At 59.0% G+C, this 18898-nt stretch carries 18 protein-coding genes; 10 read left to right on the plus strand and 8 right to left on the minus strand.

Going from position 1 to position 18898, the window contains the following annotated elements:
* Nucleotides 1-77: 77 nt before the first annotated feature.
* Nucleotides 78-2123, plus strand: a complete 2046-nt coding sequence (locus ACR0LL_RS00545) for an ATP-binding protein (protein ID WP_480582925.1) — start codon at nt 78-80, stop codon at nt 2121-2123.
* A 76-nt stretch (nt 2124-2199) separates the two neighbouring features.
* On the opposite strand, the gene ACR0LL_RS00550 is transcribed toward ACR0LL_RS00545, so the two are convergent.
* Nucleotides 2200-2646 carry a DUF4174 domain-containing protein gene (locus ACR0LL_RS00550; protein ID WP_480475841.1) on the minus strand — a complete coding sequence of 149 codons (447 nt, stop codon included), beginning with the start codon at nt 2644-2646 and terminating at the stop codon, nt 2200-2202.
* Between the two features lie 168 nt (nt 2647-2814).
* Here ACR0LL_RS00550 and scpA point away from each other — a divergent pair, with 168 nt between their 5' ends.
* The 6 genes from scpA (at nt 2815) to ACR0LL_RS00580 (ending at nt 8276) form a co-directional block, all read left to right on the plus strand.
* Nucleotides 2815-4941 carry a methylmalonyl-CoA mutase gene (gene scpA / locus ACR0LL_RS00555; RefSeq protein WP_480582929.1) on the plus strand — a complete coding sequence of 709 codons (2127 nt, stop codon included), beginning with the start codon at nt 2815-2817 and terminating at the stop codon, nt 4939-4941.
* A 103-nt stretch (nt 4942-5044) separates the two neighbouring features.
* The gene (locus tag ACR0LL_RS00560; RefSeq protein WP_480486359.1) at nt 5045-5647 is read left to right on the plus strand and encodes a VOC family protein; all 603 of its coding nucleotides are present in this window, start codon (nt 5045-5047) and stop codon (nt 5645-5647) included.
* Complete coding sequence (locus ACR0LL_RS00565; RefSeq protein WP_480582932.1) at nt 5644-6132, plus strand: N-acetyltransferase family protein; 489 nt, start codon at nt 5644-5646, stop codon at nt 6130-6132. Before ACR0LL_RS00560 ends, ACR0LL_RS00565 begins: the two co-directional genes overlap by 4 nt.
* A gap of 45 nt (nt 6133-6177) precedes the next feature.
* Nucleotides 6178-6858 (plus strand): molecular chaperone DjiA, encoded by a 681-nt coding sequence (locus ACR0LL_RS00570; protein ID WP_267365678.1) that lies wholly within the window; start codon nt 6178-6180, stop codon nt 6856-6858.
* A gap of 4 nt (nt 6859-6862) precedes the next feature.
* Nucleotides 6863-7864 (plus strand): endonuclease/exonuclease/phosphatase family protein, encoded by a 1002-nt coding sequence (locus ACR0LL_RS00575; protein ID WP_480585219.1) that lies wholly within the window; start codon nt 6863-6865, stop codon nt 7862-7864.
* A gap of 37 nt (nt 7865-7901) precedes the next feature.
* Nucleotides 7902-8276 carry a hypothetical protein gene (locus tag ACR0LL_RS00580; RefSeq protein ID WP_480582935.1) on the plus strand — a complete coding sequence of 125 codons (375 nt, stop codon included), beginning with the start codon at nt 7902-7904 and terminating at the stop codon, nt 8274-8276.
* 12 nt (nt 8277-8288) lie between these two features.
* Here ACR0LL_RS00580 and ACR0LL_RS00585 read toward each other — a convergent pair whose 3' ends face one another.
* From ACR0LL_RS00585 to ACR0LL_RS00605, 5 genes are all read right to left on the minus strand, one after another.
* On the minus strand, nt 8289-9833 hold the full coding sequence (locus ACR0LL_RS00585; RefSeq protein ID WP_480537395.1) for a Ppx/GppA family phosphatase: 1545 nt from the start codon (nt 9831-9833) through the stop codon (nt 8289-8291).
* A 49-nt stretch (nt 9834-9882) separates the two neighbouring features.
* Complete coding sequence (locus ACR0LL_RS00590) at nt 9883-10572, minus strand: HdaA/DnaA family protein (RefSeq protein WP_480582938.1); 690 nt, start codon at nt 10570-10572, stop codon at nt 9883-9885.
* Complete coding sequence (locus ACR0LL_RS00595) at nt 10573-11646, minus strand: AI-2E family transporter (RefSeq protein WP_267365997.1); 1074 nt, start codon at nt 11644-11646, stop codon at nt 10573-10575.
* An 89-nt stretch (nt 11647-11735) separates the two neighbouring features.
* A complete protein-coding gene (locus ACR0LL_RS00600; protein WP_480582941.1) occupies nt 11736-12710 on the minus strand; it encodes an isopenicillin N synthase family dioxygenase in 975 nt (324 codons plus the stop codon).
* A complete protein-coding gene (locus ACR0LL_RS00605; RefSeq protein ID WP_480582944.1) occupies nt 12710-14074 on the minus strand; it encodes an FAD-dependent oxidoreductase in 1365 nt (454 codons plus the stop codon). Before ACR0LL_RS00605 ends, ACR0LL_RS00600 begins: the two co-directional genes overlap by 1 nt.
* Before the next feature lie 169 nt (nt 14075-14243).
* Between ACR0LL_RS00605 and proS the strand changes: the two genes are divergently transcribed.
* Entirely contained in the window at nt 14244-15584 is a 1341-nt protein-coding gene (proS, locus tag ACR0LL_RS00610; RefSeq protein ID WP_480481934.1) for a proline--tRNA ligase, read from the plus strand.
* A 128-nt stretch (nt 15585-15712) separates the two neighbouring features.
* On the opposite strand, the gene ACR0LL_RS00615 is transcribed toward proS, so the two are convergent.
* Nucleotides 15713-16072: a hypothetical protein gene (locus ACR0LL_RS00615; protein ID WP_267366022.1), complete on the minus strand. Its 360-nt coding sequence runs from the start codon at nt 16070-16072 to the stop codon at nt 15713-15715.
* Nucleotides 16073-16427: 355 nt separating this feature from the next.
* On the opposite strand from ACR0LL_RS00615, the gene ACR0LL_RS00620 reads away from it, so the two are divergent.
* Complete coding sequence (locus ACR0LL_RS00620; protein WP_267366021.1) at nt 16428-17723, plus strand: lipoprotein-releasing ABC transporter permease subunit; 1296 nt, start codon at nt 16428-16430, stop codon at nt 17721-17723.
* A complete protein-coding gene (locus ACR0LL_RS00625; RefSeq protein ID WP_480582947.1) occupies nt 17716-18402 on the plus strand; it encodes an ABC transporter ATP-binding protein in 687 nt (228 codons plus the stop codon). Before ACR0LL_RS00620 ends, ACR0LL_RS00625 begins: the two co-directional genes overlap by 8 nt.
* On the opposite strand, the gene ACR0LL_RS00630 is transcribed toward ACR0LL_RS00625, so the two are convergent.
* Nucleotides 18386-18823: a DMT family transporter gene (locus tag ACR0LL_RS00630; protein WP_267366019.1), complete on the minus strand. Its 438-nt coding sequence runs from the start codon at nt 18821-18823 to the stop codon at nt 18386-18388. The genes ACR0LL_RS00625 and ACR0LL_RS00630 overlap by 17 nt on opposite strands.
* Nucleotides 18824-18898 lie beyond the last annotated feature (75 nt).

The following is an 18898-nucleotide window of genomic DNA, read 5'->3' on the forward strand; positions in this document are numbered from 1 at the left end:
GCGCATCACGCCGTCGTGGGGATCGTACCCTGCGGCGGCGTTTTGCGTTTCCGGAACACCAAGCCAAAGGACGTTTCATGTTCAATAAGATCCTGATCGCCAACCGGGGCGAGATCGCCTGCCGGGTCATCAAGACCGCCCGCAAGATGGGTATCGGCACCGTTGCCATTTATTCGGACGCGGACAAGAACGCGCTGCATGTGTCGATGGCCGACGAAGCCGTGCATATCGGTCCGCCCCCGGCGAACCAGTCCTACATTGTGATCGACAAGGTCATGGATGCCATCCGTCAAAGCGGCGCGCAGGCAGTTCATCCTGGCTATGGCTTCCTGTCAGAGAACTCGAAATTCGCCGAGGCGCTCGAGGCCGAAGGTGTCGCCTTTGTTGGCCCCCCTGTCGGTGCAATCGAAAGCATGGGTGACAAGATCACTTCGAAGAAGATCGCACAGGAGGCCGGAGTTTCGACGGTTCCGGGTTACATGGGGCTGATCGAAGACGCGGACGAGGCGGTCAGAATCTCGAACGACATCGGTTATCCGGTCATGATCAAGGCCAGCGCCGGTGGTGGTGGCAAGGGTATGCGCATCGCGTGGAGCGATGAAGAGGCGCGCGAAGGCTTTCAGTCGTCCAAGAACGAAGCCGCAAACTCGTTCGGAGATGACCGGATCTTCATCGAAAAATTCGTAACCCAGCCGCGCCATATCGAAATTCAGGTTCTGTGCGACAGTCACGGAAATGGCATCTACCTGGGTGAGCGTGAATGCTCGATCCAGCGCCGGAACCAGAAAGTGGTGGAAGAGGCACCGTCACCCTTCCTTGATCCCGAAACTCGCAAGGCAATGGGTGAACAGGCTGTCGCTCTGGCCAAGGCCGTGAACTACGCAAGTGCAGGTACGGTCGAGTTCATCGTGGACGGAGACAAGAATTTCTACTTCCTCGAAATGAACACGCGCCTGCAGGTGGAACACCCTGTTACGGAACTGATCACTGGCGTCGATCTGGTCGAGCAGATGATCCGCGTTGCAGCGGGTGAAAAGCTTTCGATAACGCAGGATGACGTGACCCTGACCGGCTGGGCGATTGAAAACCGTCTGTATGCGGAAGACCCGTATCGCAACTTCCTGCCGTCGATCGGTCGGCTGACCCGGTATCGCCCGCCGCAGGAAACTTCGGCTGGTCCGTTGCTGGTCAACGGCAAATGGCAGGGTGAAGCACCCGATGGTGAAACCGCCGTACGTAACGATACCGGCGTCTACGAGGGCGGCGAGATCAGCATGTATTACGACCCGATGATTGCCAAGCTCTGCACTTGGGCCCCGACCCGTGAGAAAGCCATCGAGGCGATGCGCGTGGCGCTGGACAGTTTCGAAGTGGAAGGCATCGGTCACAACCTGCCGTTCCTGTCGGCAGTGATGGATCACCCAAAGTTTGTCAGCGGTGACATGACAACGGCCTTTATCGCTGAAGAATATCCAGACGGGTTCGAGGGCGTCACGTTGCCCGAAGTGGATCTGCGCCGGATTGCTGCGTCCTGCGCGGCCATGCACCGCGTCGCCGAAATCCGGCGCACCCGCGTGTCGGGCCGGATGGACAATCACGAACGCAAAGTAGGCAAGCGCTGGGTTGTGACATTGCAGGGGCAGGATTTCGCCGTGCAGGTCAATGCCGACAAAGAGGGGTCAACGGTCAAATTTGAGGACGGACCGTCCCTGCGTGTCGCTTCGGACTGGACCCCGGGCGATCAACTGGCGGTTCTGGACGTGGATGGCAGCCCGCTGGTTCTGAAAATCGGCAAGATCTCGGGCGGGTTCCGCGTTCGCAACCGCGGCGCGGACTTGAAAGTGCATGTACGCCGTCCGCGCCAGGCGGAACTGGCCAAGCTGATGCCGGAAAAATTGCCACCAGATACCTCGAAAATGCTGCTCTGTCCGATGCCCGGCCTTGTCGTGAAGGTCGATGTCGAAGTGGGGCAGGAAGTGCAGGAAGGTCAGGCGCTTTGCACGATTGAGGCGATGAAGATGGAAAACATCCTGCGCGCCGAAAAGAGGGGCGTGGTGGCCAAGGTCAATGCAGGCCCCGGTGACAGCCTTGCTGTGGACGACGTGATCATCGAGTTCGAGTGACCATGTTGACGCTTTCGACATACATTCCAACGTTCCCGGTGCATCGCGCCGGGGCCATTGGGTGTGGCGAAAGCGTTCAACCCCCTTCGCGCCGGTCGCGGATCTCGCGTTCGCGCAGGGGGGTCTTGTCGATAGACCTGCCAATCTCACGCACGCTCCACGGGCTGGGTTTGCGCAGTTTGACCACGCCGTCCTTGTCGACGAACACCATCTGGAAACCACGCGGCCGCAGCTTGGTCCGGATCGGAGACCGGGCAGACGGGTCCGTGTCTGTCAGCACGATGACATCACGGTCGCGCATGGCTGCTTCTTCTGCGACAAGCATATCGATCTGCTGCTGGAACCGCGGATCGGCGGGCGTGTCAGCGAAAACCACAATGGGGCGTTTGACCCACAAAAACTCGCTGAGTTCACTTTCACCCACCGGGCGGACAAAACTGTCATCAGACGGCGCGGTTCCGTCTGCCGCCAAGGCGGCCAGAGGGATTAGTGCCGAGAAAACAAAGGCAAGCGTGCGTGTCATGTGGCCTCCTGTTCTTTCGAATATAGCCCCTGTGCCCGCGATTGCGACCGGCGATTTGTGCCGGGTGACCACATTTTCGCGCTTGTGTCTGAAAGAACAGGCCAAGTGCAGGACCTTGGCGCGGACGCTTTCAGCGACCGCCATCCGTATTGACGAGAGGAAATCGAAATGACCGACACAAAGGACTGGAAAGCGCTTGCCGAGAAAGAGCTGCGCGGACGTCCGTTGGGCGACCTGACCAAGGAAACGCTGGAAGGTATCGCGGTCAAACCGCTTTACACCCAGGAAGACACCGCCGATCTGCCGCATATGGGGTCTTTGCCGGGGTTTGGCCCGTTTACCCGCGGTGTCAAGGCCACGATGTATGCCGGGCGTCCATGGACGATCCGCCAGTATGCGGGCTTTTCGACCGCCGAAGAATCCAACGCCTTCTATCGCCGCAATCTGGCAGCAGGCCAGCAGGGCGTTTCGGTTGCATTCGATCTGGCGACACATCGCGGCTACGACAGTGATCACCCGCGCGTTGTGGGCGATGTCGGTAAGGCAGGTGTTGCCATCGACAGTGTCGAAGATATGAAAATACTGTTCGATGGCATCCCGCTCGACAAGGTCTCGGTCTCGATGACCATGAACGGCGCGGTTGTTCCGATCCTGGCCAGTTTCATTGTTGCGGGTGAAGAACAGGGTCACGACAAGTCTGTCCTGTCCGGCACCATTCAGAACGACATTCTGAAAGAATTCATGGTGCGCAACACTTATATCTACCCGCCGGAACCGTCGATGAAGATCATCTCGGACATCATCGAATACACGTCGAACGAGATGCCCAAGTTCAACTCGATCTCGATCTCGGGCTATCACATGCAAGAGGCCGGGGCGAACCTTGTACAGGAACTGGCCTATACGCTGGCTGATGGGCGTGAATACGTCCGTGCCGCGACTGAGGCCGGGATGGACGTGGACAAGTTCGCTGGCCGTTTGTCGTTCTTCTTTGCCATCGGCATGAATTTCTTCATGGAGATCGCCAAACTGCGCGCCGCACGCACGCTATGGCACCGGGTAATGACCGAGTTTGGGGCAAAGTCCGAACGGTCGAAAATGCTGCGCACCCATTGCCAGACTTCCGGCGTTTCGCTTCAGGAACAGGACCCTTACAACAATGTCATCCGCACCGCCTATGAAGCGATGAGCGCAGTTCTGGGTGGCACCCAATCGCTGCATACAAATGCTCTGGACGAGGCAATTGCGCTGCCCACCGATTTTTCGGCCCGCATCGCGCGGAACACGCAGCTCGTGCTTCAGGAAGAAACCGGTGTAACAGATGTGGTCGATCCTCTGGCCGGTTCTTACTATGTTGAAAGCCTGACCAATGAACTGGTCGAAAAAGCCTGGGCCCTGATGCAAGAGGTCGAGGAGATGGGTGGCATGACCAAGGCGGTTGCCTCGGGCATGCCCAAACTGCGGATCGAGGAAAGCGCAGCCCGCCGTCAGGCCATGATCGACCGGGGCGACGAAGTGATCGTCGGCGTCAACAAGTACCGCAAGGAACAGGAAGACCCGATCGACATTCTGGATGTCGACAACGTCGCCGTGCGCGAGGCGCAAGTGGCGCGGCTGGAACGCATTCGCGCAACCCGTAATGAAGCCGCGTGCCAAGCCGCGCTGGACGCCCTGACCAAGACCGCCCAGGAGGGCGGAAACCTGCTGGCCGCTGCGGTCGAAGCCGCCCGCGCCCGTGCATCCGTAGGAGAGATCAGCATGGCAATGGAGAAAGAATTCGGCCGCCACCGCGCCGAGGTGAAAACCCTGGCCGGTGTCTATGGCGCTGCTTATGAGGGCGACGAAGGCTTTGCCGCGATCCAGAAATCCATCGAGGACTTTGCCGAGGCCGAGGGCCGCCGCCCCCGTCTGCTGGTGGTCAAGATGGGGCAGGACGGGCATGATCGCGGTGCCAAGGTTATCGCCACGGCCTTTGCCGATATCGGGTTCGACGTGGACGTTGGCCCGCTGTTCCAGACACCTGCCGAGGCCGCGCAGGACGCGATGGACAATGACGTACATGTGGTCGGCATTTCCTCGCAGGCGGCGGGGCATAAAACACTGGCACCCCAGCTGGTGGAAGAGCTGAAGAAAGCAGGGGCCGACGATATCATCGTGATCTGTGGTGGGGTGATCCCGCAACAGGATTACCAGTTCCTGTATGACCATGGGGTCAAGGCCATCTTTGGTCCGGGCACCAACATTCCGGAGGCCGCTCAGGACATTCTGCGCCTGATCCGCCAGGCACGGCCCTGACACAAGGCAAGTCTTTCAACGAAAGCTCTTGTGATCCTGCGCCAATGGCGAAAACATGCGACCGGATCCCTTTGGGTCCGGTCGTTTTCGCAGGAGTGTGCACATGTTACTCGATCATCTGGCCGTCGCGGGCGAAACGCTTGAAGAAGCGTCTGCGCATATCGAACAGGCGCTTGGTGTTGCACTGCAACCCGGTGGGAAACACGAAAAATTCGGGACACATAACAGGCTGCTGGGGCTCAGAGACGGGCTCTATCTGGAAGCGATTGCCATCGATCCGCAGGCGCAGCCTCCGGGCAGGCCGCGATGGTTCGATCTGGACAATTTTCAGGGCGGCCCGCGTTTGACGAACTGGATATGCCGGGTCGAGGATATCGAGGCCACACTGTCGATCTTCCCCGATAGCACCGGAGAGCCCATCGACCTGACCCGCGGCGCGTTGCAATGGCGCATGGCGGTTCCGCCAACGGGGCGTTTGCCGTTCGACAATCTGTTTCCCGCCCTTATCGAATGGCAGGGCGACCTGCACCCGGCAAACATGTTGCAGGACAGCGCGTGCCGGTTGCGGCGTCTGGTTGTCTACCACCCCGACGCCCTGACACTGGCCCGTCAACTGGGTGAACTGGATCATGTGGTGTTCGATACCGGCCCCGCCGCTTTGCAGGCAGAGATAGAGACACCTCATGGGCTGCGGGTGCTGGAATGAACATACGCCCGGCCACAGCGTCAGATGCTCCAGCCATTGCCCGGATCACCAATGCGATCATCCGGGACACTTTGGTCACTTTCACGACGGACGAACGCAGCGCCGCCCAGATTGCCGAAGATATCAAGGCACGCGCGCCCGGTTATCTGGTTGCCGAGCACGACAGCCACGTTATCGGCTTTGCCACATATGGCCCTTTCCGCACCGGGCCCGGTTATGCGCAAACCTGCGAACATACGATCCAGCTGTCACCGGATGCGTGGGGCAAAGGGGTGGGGCGTGCGTTGATGTCAGAGCTGGAGGAAATCGCGCAAGCCCAAGGCGTTCATGTTCTGGTCGCGGGTATATCCTCGGCCAATCCGGGCGCTGAGGCGTTTCATGCCGAACTTGGCTATTCGAAAGTCGGGGTGATGCCCGAAGTCGGATTTAAGTTCGGCCAGCGGCTGGACCTTGTGCTGATGCAGAAAATTCTTGGTGCTGAATGACCTGTTGCACCTGACAGTCCCGAATTGTGACGCTAGGGTGCGGTCATGTCGATCTGGACCCGCATATCCGATGCGCTGAGCGCGCTTGCCCAGGGCGAAAGCCTGACCGCAGTTTTTGAAAAACTACGCTCGCCACCGGAACGGTCCGTGGCCTTTACGATTGCGGTCATCGCACTGGGTGCCAAAATGGCCAAGGCAGACGGTCAGGTGACCCGTGATGAGGTCACCGCCTTTCGCGACGTGTTTCAGATCGCACGCGAAGATGAGGAAGGTGCAGCCCGCGTCTTCAACATGGCCCGTACGGACGTGGCGGGATATCAGGACTACGCCCGCAAAATCGCCCGCATGTTTTCCGAAGACAGCACAACCCTGTGTGACCTGATGGAAGGTCTTTTTCACATCGCGATGGCGGATGGTTTCTATCATCCGAACGAAAACGCATTTCTCGAAGATGTCAGCCAGATTTTCGGGCAAACCGACGCGCAGTTCAAAGCGCTGCGGGCGCGCTTTGTTCCGGATGCGCCAAACGATCCTTACACGGTTCTGGGCGTTCCACATGACATGCCGCTGCCCGACATTCGCAATGTCTGGCGGCAGCTGGTTCGGGAAACGCACCCTGACGCCATGATGGCCCGGGGTGTCCCCGAAGAGGCGATCCGGTTGGCCGAGAAAAAGATGATCGACATCAATCGCGCCTGGGATGAAATCAACGGCGCGCGGGCCTGATCAGATGCGGCTGGCGACCTATAATATCGAATGGTTCGCCAATCTGTTTGACCAGAAAGACAGGCTGATCGTCGATGACAGCTGGTCCGGCAGACACGACGTCACCAAAGCGCAGCAGATCGAAGCAATTGCCAAGGTTCTGACCGCAATTGACGCTGATGCGATTGTAATCGTCGAGGCGCCCAACACGGGCAGACGCCAGAACACGGTTCGGGCCCTGCAAGCCTTTGCCGAAGCGTTCGGCTTGCGCACGTCTGATGCGGTGATGGGCTATGCAAACGACACGCATCAGGAACTGGCATTGCTCTATGACAGAACGGTGCTGAGTGTTCACCACGATCCCAAGGGAGATATTGCAGATACCGCTGCCCCCCGGTTCGATGGTGTATTCAAAATCGACCTCGATATTGATGCGACCGAGGATGTCGTGCGGTTCTCCAAACCGCCGATGGAACTGGCGGTGACGACGCAAGCGGGGCACAACATCCGCCTGATCGGGGCACATCTGAAATCCAAGGCACCGCACGGTGCCGAATCGCGGGACGAGGCGATCCGGATTTCGATTGCCAATCGCCGCAAACAGCTGGCGCAAGCGATCTGGCTTGCACGGCGCGTCGAATGGCATGTTGCGCAAAAACAGCCCGTCATTTTGCTGGGCGATCTGAACGATGGCCCCGGGCTGGATGAGTTTGAGCACCTCTTTGGCCGCTCGTCGGTCGAGGTGTTGCTGCAAGCCGGATTGTTCGACCCGAACGCCGTCACAGCCTACAGGTTTCGGCCCGGGCCGGTGCCTGCCACTGCGCGCTTTGCCCGCCCGGAAGAAGGTAAATTTCTGGACGCATTACTGGATTACATAATGATTACCACGGACCTGCAAGCATATCGCCCGTCCTGGCGTATCTGGCACCCGTTTCAGGATGCCGCCTGTTGGGCTGAACCGGAATTGCGGCAGGCGCTTTTGACGGCCTCCGATCATTTTCCGGTCACGCTTGATATTGAACTGTGACCTTTCCAGCCTGCCACACGGGCCTTATATGTCAGGTATGAAACGCATCTTGCTGATCAGTACGATCTCAGTGTTCCTTGCCGCGCCTGCAATGGCGCAGGAAGACAATGAAAAATCCCTGATGGAACAGGGGGCCGAACTGTTTTTTGAAGGTCTGCGCAAGGAAATGGAACCGGCATTGGAAAACTTGCTGGGTCTGGCGGAAGAGCTTGGCCCGGCGATGCAGTCATTCTTGCAGCAGATGGGCCCGGCGCTTGCTGAACTGGCGGCTGAGGTCAGGGACTGGAGCGTTTATGAGCCGCCCGAGATCCTGCCCAATGGCGATATCATTATCCGCAGAAAACCGACCCAAGAGCCACCTGAGCCTGAAAAGCGGGATATCGAGGTGCCCGAAGGACCTACAGATATCTGACCCGCTCAATTGTCAGCCTTTGACAATCACGCGAGTCTGAGATTTCAGCGCTGCTGCCAAGGCGCTTAACCGGGCTTCTGCCACTTCGCTGAACAGGGGGGCTGCGGCCTCGGGCAGATACAGTTCCAGCTCTCGCTTTTTGGGGAAAAACTTGAGCTGCCCCATATTGGCATCGTTGTGCATCCACAACATCGCGCCAAACCGCATGGCCTTGCCCAGAATCTCGGCCTGTTTCTGGCTTTTTTCATCCAGCAATTCGTAAAGCCGAGAGAACCGATTGCCTTCCCGTTTGTTGCGATAGCGGTGTTGCAGTGCCAATCCGATGAAGACACGCTCGGAATGCTTCAAACCACCCAGATTGGCGCGCGTGACGTTGTCGAAACACACCTCGGCCCGATAGTCGGGATGCGCGCGCCAGCTTACATCGTGCAGCAGGCAGGCCGCCTTGATCAGGCGCACTCTGCTGGGCGGTGCCGATCTGAACAGCGGGATGACAAAATCATAGAGATTGCTGCCAAATCCGGGCAGGCGCGCGTCCTTGGCTTCCGAGAACCGGCTGGCTTCGATCAGCGGGTCGCGATCGCGCACTTCCTGCGGCATCTGCTCATATAGCAACCCCTCGCGAATCCCATAGCTTGAGATGGCGATATCTTTGGGTTTGAACGTGCGGATCAGCCGAGCCAGAACGTCCATCGCATACGGGATAAGCGCCATGCGCGAGCTCGACACGCCCGCCTGAGCACGCAGCTTTTCACCATCGTGTTTTTCGATGTATTTGATCGTCTCGCGCACCTGTTTGGTGGTCATGCGGTATTCATGCAGAACGTTCAGCGGATAGCCCCGCCGCAGCATGTCCAGCCGCGCAAAGGCGCGCCAGCTGCCGCCGACCAGAAACAAACGGTCTCGCTGCTGGCCCATCTGATTGCGCAGATCCTCCATCGTTTCCTTGATATGCGCTTTTCGCGCGCGCCGCCCGCCTTTGATGTCGCGCAGTTTCAGCGGCCCAAGCGGCGAGGTTACGCGACGGCCGACCTGACCACCGCCGATTTCGGCCAATTCCATCGACGATCCGCCAATATCGCAGATCAGCCCATAAGCTCCGGGCCATCCCAAAAGGACACCCTGCGCCGACAGGCGGGCTTCTTCGTCACCGTCAATGATAGACACCTGCAAACCGGTTTCAGCCTGCACCTGATCGCAAAACTCGGGCCCATCCGAGGCTTCGCGCACAGCAGCGGTGGCGACAACATGCAAACCGGGCAAATCCAGATCCATTGCCAAGTGCTGGAACCGTCGTAGTGCCGACAAGGCGCGTTCGCGGCCACGCGGGTTCAGTCGCCCGGTTTCGGACAGGCCCGCCCCCAGTTCGCACATGACCTTTTCATTGTAGAAATAGGCTGGTGATCGGGCCGCCCCGTCGAAAATGACCATCCGGACCGAGTTCGACCCGACATCGACAACCCCGACGCGCGACAGCGCCCGTGCGTCCGGTTTGTCAAACAGGGGCTTTCCGAACGTTCCCCAGTCCGGGATATCGGTTTTGACGGTCTGATCCATGTGTGTTCCAGATAGTTCTGCCTGAGGATGCGAAATTGACGTCAGCGGGTCAATCATTGGTCTCGACCTCATCCGGGGCCGTGTTCAGTACGCGAATGGCAAGCGCGCGTGTAATGTCGCGTTTTTCCGCCAGGGCCAGTTGGTCCAGTTGGGATACAACGTCGGCTGCGCTTTCAAACCGCCGGTCCATATGCTTGACAAGATAGGCGATGACATCGGGGCCGGGGTTGAGCTGCCTGTCGACAAACAGCTTGGCAAGTACTGCGCCCAGCAATGCGTCGTCGGGCGGATCCAGTGCGACGTGATGCGCGCCTTCGACCCGGCTTTGCAGGTCGGCCAGCGGCAACTCCCAGAATTTCGGCGCAAGACGGCCGGTCATCAGCAGGGGGTGCCCCTCGGCCAGAACAAGATTATGCAGGTGGAACAGCGTTTTTTGCAGTTCGAGATCGCCGGCGATCAAAGGCACGTCTTCGACCGCAATCGGCATACGCGCCAGGTCTGGCACATCGTCATATCTCAGGTCTCTGGCCTGAAGGATTCGACCGCCGGTTTCAGCGGCCCAGACATGGGCCAGATGGGTTTTGCCCGCGCCAGCAGGCCCACTCAGCACCAGTTTGTTGCCGGGCCAGGACGTGGCCGAGATCATTGCCACCGCCAGCGCATTGGCCGGTGACACAAAGAAATCCTCTCGCCCGAGCGCAGTTTTGGCGGGCAGATCAAAGCTGAGTTGTCGGGCCATTTACTCGGTTTCCTGATCCAGACCTTCAAGACCAGTGTACAATCTGCTGTCGAGGTATAGCGATGTGGCAAAGCGGGCCAGAACGCCCAATGCTGCGGCGACCGGGACTGCCACCAACATGCCCACAAAGCCAAACAGCGCGCCAAAGACCGACAGGGCCAGCAGCAACCAGACCGGATGCAGCCCGACAGAGCTGCCGACCAGCTTGGGTGTCAGGAAATTGCCCTCGGTGACCTGCCCAATGGCAAAGATACCCGCGATCAGCCCGATATGAGCCCAGTCGCCCCAGAACTGAAACAGCGCAAGCCCAATGGCCAGCGAGCCTCCGATAAGGGCGCCCAGATAGGGTATGAACGTGACCAGGCCCGCGATAAAACCCACAATCAGGCCGAATTGCAGACCAGCAAGCATCAGTGCGACCGCGTAATAGGTGCCAAGGATCAAACAAACTGTTCCCATGCCGCGCACGAACGAGGCCAGAACCGCATCGATCTCACCCGCCAGCCGTCTGATGATTGGGGCGTGGTCACGTGGCAGCAACTCTCCGATGCGGGCGGTCATGCGATCCCAGTCCAACAGCAAGTAAACAGCCACGACCGGCACAATGACCAACAGAACAACGATGTTGATCGCGGAACCCAGCGAGGTCAGCAGCGTCTGCATAACGTCCCCGGTCTTGGATTTCAGCGTTTCGCCAAAGGACACCAGCATCGCGTGCGTGCTTGATTCCCGGTCAAGCAATGACGGGAATTGTTTTTCTATGAAACTGCGCAACTGTTTGAACAGATCAGGCAGTACATCGACAAGATCCAGCAACTGGGTGATCAGCGCAGGGACCACCATCAGAATTGCCAGTACAAATCCCAAAACACCGACGACCGTGATGACCGCCGTGGCGGCCATACGCGACAGGCCCAGCCGCTCCAGCCGGTCAGCGACCGGATCAAGGAAATAGGCAATGGCCCCGCCGATGACAAAAGGCAACAAGACATCGCCAAGGGCCCACAAGATCAACGCGAAAACCGCAGCGGCGATGCTCCAGTATCTCAGCTGATCCTTAACCGGCAAAGCCATCGCGATCCCCTTGTTCAGGCCCTTGCAGGTGTTCTTGGCGCATCAAAGCCCATGATGCAAGCGGTTCATGGCGCTTGGGTTTGCAGGGGTCAGCCGCGCAAGGTTCCCAATTCAGGCGTGTCTTTGGTGGCGGTCTCATCGGGCCAGTTGGTGCGCCAAATCTCGGCCGACCAGTGCCCGCAATGAACCGCCGGGCGGTCAAAGCCGGGCAGGGGCGACAGCAAAGGCGCGACGACGACGTTGTGACGGGGCACCGCGAAATAGGGAAAAGAATACCGTTCCTGACCCGATCGGTTCACAACCCGATGGGGTGTGGATTTCAACCGCCCGCCCGACCACAGTTCAAGCATGTCGCCGATATTCACCACGAAACCACCGGGCGGGCAGTCGGGCGTGATCCAGCCGCCGCTGCGGGTCTGCACCTCAAGCCCGCCCACCGGATCGGGGGCAATGATGGTCAAGGCGTCGGTATCCTTGTGCGGATGGATGCCATAGCCTGCCTCATCTTCGGCCTGAGGCGGGTAATGCAACAGGGTCATGTTGGTCATCGGGTCCCGGAATGCACCGCGCAGCGAGTCGGCTTTCAAATCCAACCCTGCTTCTAACGCGCCCAGCAACAGATCGGTGACGCGATCCAGTTGCCGCCAGTAACCCAGAATGACCTCTTTCGCGCGTGGTACATCGTCCGGCCAGAGGTTCGGCCCGTATAACGCGCAATCCTCACGCACCGGGTCGTCTGCTGCGACCTCGTGATGCAGTTTGTACCCCTCGTATTTGTCGGCTTTGCCCGAGCCATCATTGGGTGTGAAGAACCCCATGGGAATATAGCCGCGATAGTTAGCGCGGGTGATGGCCTGATCCCATTTTCGTGCGTCATCGACGGCAAAAATCTCTCGGGTGATCTGACGCACCTGATCCACGGTCTGCCGGGATACGCCTGTTTCGGTGATCGACAAAAAGCCGATCCCCTGACAGGCCGCAAGGATGTGCCGGACCGTCGCGTCATAGGCTTCGGTTCCCGGGGCAGTCAAAGGCGCGATGTCAATCGTTGGGATATTGTCCATCAGTGAATCCTCACCCCCTGACGTTGCAGTTCCGCGTGAACAGGTGCCAGATTCAGCTGGTCCAGCTCCTGATTGCTTTTCAATGATACCGCTGCGGCGATTCCCGCGCCCTGACCCATGACCGCGCAACAGGCCATGTTGCGCGTGGCGGCATGCGCCACCCGGTCCGCGCCATGTGACCGTCCTGCAACCAGCAGGCCTTTGATGCCCTTGGGCAGCATCGACCGATAAGGGATTTGCATATACCGCCCCGTAGTTGGCAGGATCAGAATGCCATAGCCGTCGATGAACTCGGGATAGATACCTATTGTATCCTCGAACCGGCCCTGATGGCGGGCATCGTTTTCGGTCATGTTGTAAACCGCGTCGATCTTGCGGGTGTCGCGGATGCCGATGGTCATCCCAAAATTCCGCAAACGAGCGTTTTCGCAACCGGGCATGAACCGGCGCAGCGCGTCGATGGCCAGCATGGTCTGGCGGCGGCCTTCAATCTCGCCGCGCGTCAGGCTGTCGGGGTCGGTGCCATCGATTTCGGCCAGATGGATGAGGTTCATGTAGGTCAGCTCGCCCGTGTCATGCATCGCGCCCCAGGTTCCGGCGATGGTATTCAGGTGCGGCGGGATCAGCCCCTCATCAATCGCTTGCTGGAACGGTTTGTGCACGAAGGGTGAGAACATGTCGTCCTCTTTCCCCGAGGTTTCGATATTCCACTCTCCGCCGCCGCCCCAGTCCTTGTAGGTCTGCGGGTCAGCTTTCACACCTTCCATGAAGGCGCGTTTATCGACGCCCGCCAGATGGAACATGACCGAAGCCGCCATCATGTCCTCGCGCGGAGTTTTGTGGGTCGGCGCGCCCGAACGATGGGCCACATCCGCGTCGCCGGTGGCATCGATGACGACCTTGGCCAAAATCGCTTCGCGCCCGGCTTTGGATTCTGTGATGACGCCGGTGATCCGGTCACCTTCCAGGATCGGGGCCACGAAATGCCGATGCAACATCGGATGCACACCCGCTTCTTCGACCAGCTTGTCGGCGACCAGTTTGAAGCCTTCGCTGTCCAGCTCATAGCTCAGCGACTGGCTTTCCGGAACGGCGGCGCCCATCTCCTTGGCGCGGGTCTCGAATTCCATCCCGATGCCACCTGCCTCGACGGTTTGCTCGTGCCGGTACCAGGCAAATCCTTCGACGCCGACGGCAGTGATGTTGCCACCCATGCAGCCGAACCGATCAATCAAAGATACCTCGGCCCCCGCACGTGCCGCTGCAAGCGCCGCTGCCAACCCGGCAGGGCCAGAGCCCACGACCAGAACATCGGATTGATGAATGACGGGAATTTGGCGTGCGGGTTCCTGAATGGTTTGCATCAGCGCCTCATGAGATTTGCGTTTCCGCTACCATTGGGATTCCCGATTGGCGGGTCAATCAAAAAACCGACTGCCGCAAGGTCGGAAAAACACCAATGCGCGATTGCCCCCGGCGGGGCTTTGGCATAATCACCTGTCCAGTCGAATTCTTACCTTTGAAGGTCCGTCCATGCGCCTGAGCCGTTACTTTCTGCCCGTTCTCAAGGAAACCCCGTCCGAGGCTCAGATTGTCAGCCACCGGTTGATGCTGCGTGCAGGGATGATCAAGCAGGCCTCTGCCGGGATTTATTCCTGGTTGCCGCTGGGCTTCAAAGTGCTGCGCAAGCTGGAAAACATCGTCCACGAGGAACAGGCGCGGGCCGGTCACATCGCGATCCAGATGCCCATCATCCAGTCGGCGGATCTGTGGCGTGAATCCGGGCGCTATGACGATTACGGTCAAGAGATGCTGCGGATGAAGGACCGGCATGACCGGGACATGCTGTTCACACCGACGGCCGAAGAACTGGTGACAGATATCTTCCGCGGCCACGTCAGCAGCTACAAGGACCTGCCGCTGACGCTCTACCAGATCCAGTGGAAGTTTCGCGATGAAATCCGCCCGCGTTTCGGCGTGATGCGGGGCCGCGAATTCTACATGAAGGACGGATACAATTTCGACCTGACCAAGGAAGATGCGCTGCACGCCTATAACCGCCATCTGGTCAGCTATCTGCGCACTTATGAACGGATGGGACTTCAGGCAATTCCGATGCGCGCCGATTCAGGCCCCATCGGTGGCGATGACACGCATGAGTTCCTGGTTCTGGCCGATACCGGCGAATCCGAGGTTTTCTATGACAGTGCTGTCACTGATCTGACCTTTGGCGACCGTGACATCGATTATGACAACCGCGAACAGTGTCAGGCCATTCTGGAAGAGTTCACTTCGAAATACGCGCGTACTGATGAAACCCATGACGAGGCGCTGTTCAATCAGATCCCCGAAGAACGCCGCCGCGTGGCGCGCGGCATCGAGGTGGGCCAAATCTTCTACTTTGGCACCAAATACTCCGATCCCTTGGGCGCGACTGTCCAAGGTCCGGATGGCAAACCGGTTCCGGTTCACATGGGTAGCCATGGTATCGGTGTCAGCCGCCTTGTAGGAGCAATCATCGAGGCCAGCCATGACGACAAGGGCATCATCTGGCCCGAGGGCGTGACCCCGTTCCATTGCGGTATCGTCAACCTCAAGCAGGGCGATGAAGAAGCCGATGCAGCCTGTGACAAGATCTACACGGCGCTGACAGCTTTGGGTCTGGAGCCGCTCTATGACGACCGCAACGAACGCGCAGGCGGCAAATTCGCCACGATGGACCTGATCGGTCTGCCCTGGCGCATCACGGTTGGCCCGCGTGGTCTGAAGAATGGTGTAGTTGAACTGACCTGCCGCCGCACTGGCGAAAGCGAGGAACTAAGCCCCGAAGCGGCCGTCACCAAAGTTGCTGAGATTTACCAGCAGATCGCCTGAGCGACCATCAGTTGCTGCATTAAGCGGGCGTTGAAACACGCCCCGTGATCCGGAAGGGGTGCCGGAGGCTCAGATCTGGCGGCCCTTCCCAAGCTACCTGAAGGCCGACCGCGTCAGTCGGTCGGTTCTCAGTTTTGATCCGACGTCGGGCGCTCGGCCAGGACGTCTCCGTTGGCTCCGTCACCAGTGGCCACAACAATCGGGCGGCCAAGGCGGCTGATCAGTTCGCGAAACTCGATATCCAGAAAGCGCAATCCGCAAATCCGCGCATCGGTTGCCCGATCCGTGATACACAAACGGCCCTGCCGGAACACCAGACGATATCCTTTGTCTTTCAGGATGTCTGCCAAATTGCCCCAGCTCGCCGCAGTGACAAAGATCGGTCGGATAGCCGCGCGCAGCAAGGCTGCGGTTTCACAATCCAATTCTGTTGAAGCCTGACGGGTCGAAATTGCACCCGCGCCATTGGTTGAAATTCGTAAATTCATTGAGCGACCCCCGCTCTTTAAATGTGTTCCCCCATGGTTAGGGTGGCAAAGTTTCTGAAAATAATCAAAAAGAGTAATAAAATTTCGCACTTATTGTTGCCTTTACGATTCAGTGGCTCACGATGTGCGATGATTAACGTCATACCTGAAACAATCACCTTCTGTCTGTGATGCGCTTCACAACTCATGGTGTAGCGCCCGAATTAGAAGACACCTGTTTTGCACGTGTATTTTGGTCATGTCCTGAAACGATTCGGCTCTTTCAGGCTGAGGAACGAGTTCAGAGTGACAACCGGCTTGACCATTGGGCGAAATGCCGAAAGGGTCGCCGCAAACAAGAAAACCCGGAGCAGGCATGGCCAAGACACCCCCGCCCTTTGCCCCTTTTGAATGGAAAATCGCCTGGCGATATCTGCGCGCGCGCAGGGCCGAAGGCGGTGTCAGCGTGATGACATGGATATCACTGATCGGGATCACGCTTGCCGTGTTTGCGCTGATTGCAACGCTGGCTGTCCGTTCAGGTTTTCGCTCTGAATTCGTCGGCACCATCCTGGGCGCCAATGCGCATGTGACGGTCTATTCCTCGGGCGAATTTGACGCGCAGGGCCGGGTGGATCGAACAATTGCCGACTACAACGAACGCACCGACCGTATTGCGCAGGTGCCCGGAGTTGAGCGTGCCGCACCGCTGGTGAAGGGGCAGGTGCTGATCACCAATCGCGACAGCAGCAGCGGGGTCGAGGTGTTTGGCATCCGACCCGACGATCTGCTCGACCTGCCGGGTATCGCGCAGGCGGAACAGGCGGCGGGGGACCTGTCGGACTTCCAGACGGGTGAGGATGTCATCGCCATTGGATCGGGTGTGGCCCGCAGCATCGGGGCCACTGTCGGGGATGTGGTCAAACTGACCTCGCCCAACGGGGTCAAAACCGCCTTTGGCACGTCGCCGCGCGTGAATGCCTATCGCGTCGTCTATGTGTTTTCGGCCGGTCGCTATGACATCGACCGCACCCGCGTCTACATGCCGTTTTCGCAGGCGCAGGGCTTTTTCAACCGTGAAGGTGTGGCGGATGAGATAGAAGTGATGGTGGACAAGCCCGAAGATCTTGGCCCGATCCTGATTCCCATTCTTGAGGCGTCGGGCGAGCGCAGTCAGATATGGACATGGCAGGACGCATCCGGCGGTTTCCTGCGCGCGCTCGAGGTTGAGGATAATGTGATGTTCATCATCCTGTCGATCCTCGTTCTGATTGCTGCGATGAACATCGTTTCGGGCCTGATCATGCTGGTCAAGAACAAAGGGCGCGATATCGGAATCCTGCGCACAATCGGCCTGAGCGAAGGATCGGTTCTGCGCGTCTTTTTCATCTGCGGTGCGTTCACTGGCCTGATCGGCACTGCAATGGGGGTCATCCTGGGATGCCTCTTTGCAATCTATATTGATCCGATCTTCTCATTCGTGAACTACGTGATGGGCGGCGGCGTGTGGGATCCGTCGATCCGTGGCATCTACGCCCTGCCGGCCGAACTGCATCTGAGCGATGTGCTCAAGGCGACGGGCCTGTCGCTGGGTCTGTCTTTCATCGTCACCTATTTCCCCGCCCGCCGCGCGGCGCGGCTGAACCCGGTCGAGGCGCTGCGCTATGAATGATGTCACCTTGCGACTGAACGGTCTGACCAAGACCTATCTCAAAGGCACACCGGGCGAGGTGCAGGTTCTGCGCGGGGTCGATCTCGAGCTGCGCGCGGGTGAGGCCGTGGCCATGGTTGCGCCGTCAGGGGCGGGCAAATCAACGCTTTTGCACATTGCCGGTCTGCTGGATCGGCCTGACGACGGAACCGTCGAAATCGGGGGGCAGAATGTGAACGGCAAGGGCGACCGAACCAGAACGGCTTTGCGTCGGCAGGATATCGGGTTCGTATATCAGTTCCATCACCTGCTGCCCGAGTTTACGGCGCTGGAAAACATCACATTGCCGCAACTGGCCAATGGCGCGTCCGAAAAAGCTGCTCAGGCACGGGCATTGGACTTGCTGGACCGTGTGGGCGTCGCCCCGCGCGCCAGCCACCGCCCTGCGGCGCTTTCGGGCGGTGAACAACAACGCGTGGCTTTTTGCCGGGCGCTTGCCAACGCGCCACGTGTTTTGCTGGCCGACGAGCCGACAGGCAATCTGGACCCTGAAACTTCGGATCAGGTGTTCGATGCGCTGATGACACTGGTGCGGGACGACGGTTTGTCGGCGTTGATCGCGACCCACAACCTCGAACTGGCGGCGCGCATGGACCGAATGGTCCGGCTTGAGGGCGGCGTGCTCAGGCCAGTTGAGTGATTGCAACACCGATGGCCATGACCGCGATACCACCTGCCCGCATCAGGGTGAGGGGTGCAACCTGTGCGCCGAACAGGCCGAAGTGATCGATTGCCGCGGCACTGATCAATTGCCCCAACAGGACAAAGAACACGGCGTTTCCCACACCGAAATGCGGGGCGACATGGGTGATCGACAACACATAGAATGCAATCAGGATGCCAGCGAACAACAGGTGTTTCGGGGCCTGCGCAACCTTGGACAAGGCTGCAAAACCGGGAAACAACAGCATGGTCAGCACCGAGGCGGCCAGGGCAATTGCAAACAGCACCACAGCTGCCGTTGTCGGTGATCCGATGACCTTGCCAAGGGCCGCGTTAAGAGCGGCCAGTATCGGAATTCCAAATCCGGCGGCCAGCATGATGGCTGCGTATTGTGTCATTGCCCGAACCCTCTGCACCTGTTTCGTTGATCTGGATCATTGCGCCCATATGCCTGTCGGGCAACCCTGCAAATG

The sequence above is a fragment of the Ruegeria sp. AI2 genome (assembly GCF_056541275.1).